The sequence below is a fragment of the Burkholderia sp. Ac-20353 genome (genome assembly GCF_017104785.1).
GTDB lineage: Bacteria > Pseudomonadota > Gammaproteobacteria > Burkholderiales > Burkholderiaceae > Burkholderia.
The window spans coordinates 1-1367 of record NZ_JAAGPL010000485.1; the positions used below are offsets into that span (position 1 = coordinate 1).

Annotated in this window: 1 protein-coding gene; it reads right to left on the reverse strand. The window is 69.1% G+C overall.

Features of this window, described 5'->3' with window-relative positions; genetic code table 11:
• A partial coding sequence (gene xseA, locus G3N94_RS41475; protein ID WP_205799928.1) for an exodeoxyribonuclease VII large subunit occupies positions 1-827 on the reverse strand: 827 nt, incomplete at its 3' end.
• Between the last annotated feature and the right edge of the window lie 540 nt (positions 828-1367).

The following is a 1367-nucleotide window of genomic DNA, read 5'->3' on the forward strand; positions in this document are numbered from 1 at the left end:
TGCGGGCTCGCGAGCTCGGCCGCGCCGGTCGGCGTCGGCGCGCGCACGTCTGCGGCAAAATCGGCGATCGTGAAATCGGTTTCGTGGCCGACGCCGCTGACGACCGGCAGCTCGCTCGCCGCAATCGCGCGCGCGAGCGCCTCGTCGTTGAACGACCACAGATCCTCGATCGAGCCGCCGCCGCGGCACACGAGCAGCACGTCGACCTCGCGCCGCGCGTTGGCAGTCTCGACCGCCGTGACGAGCTTCTCGGCCGAGCCGGCCCCCTGCACGGGCGCCGGATAGACGATCACCGGAATGTGCGGCGCGCGGCGCGCGAGCGTCGTCAGCACGTCGCGCAGCGCGGCGGCCTGCAGCGACGTGACGATGCCGATCGCGCGCGGATGCGCGGGCAGCGGCCGCTTGCGCTCGGGCGCGAACAGGCCCTCGGCCTCGAGCTGCGCCTTGAGCCGCAGGAACGCCTCGTACAGGCGCCCCTGCCCCGTGCGTCGCACGGCCTCGACGTTGAGCTGCAACTCGCCGCGCGGCTCGTACATCGTGACCACCGCGCGCACCTCGATCCGGTCGCCTTCGCGCGGCGTGAATTCCGCATACTGCGCGCGGCCGCGGAACATCACGCAGCGCATCTGCGCCTGCTGGTCCTTGATCGAGAAATACCAGTGGCCACTCGCGGCGCGCGTGAAGTTCGACACTTCACCCGCGACCCACAGCAGCGGGAACGAGCGCTCGAGCATCGTGGAAATCGCGCGGTTGAGCGCCGAGACGGGGATGACTTCGTCGCCGCCGCGCGCCGCGCCCGGCGCGGCAAAGGAGGAATCGGAAAGCATGGACGATCGGATGATTGCTGGCCGCGACACGATAGTCCGACATCGGCGCGACGTCCAGCGGCGCACCCCGCATTGCACAACATGAAAGTGTCCACATTCTGTCATTCGCCTGCAAAAATCCCCGAAAATCTCCGCAAAACGCCAGACAATTGATGCCAACGCTTTGATTTTTATAACGTTTTAAACATTTCGGAATGATTCTCATCCGATTCGAGGTCCGCCGGACGGGCGTGTGCGGCCTTCGACGGGCGGGTTTTTCACAGAGTTATCCACAGGCCGGCCCGATCCGTCCCCGCCAGCGCTGCCGGCCGATGCCGCTTGCCGCGCCGGCGCGGCGCGCGCTAGAGTGCCGCCTTCCGAGAGACCCCGCGGCTCGCGCCGCCTTCCGAGAAACCCGCGGCTCGCGCCGCGATACGGAGAATTCGCCTTGACGACCCCGTTCCATGCCGTGGCGCCCCGCGCGCCGCGCCCCGCCCGATGAGCGCGCCCGGCGGCCCGCTCGCCCGCGTCGAGACGCATCTCACGCGCGAATGGCAGCGC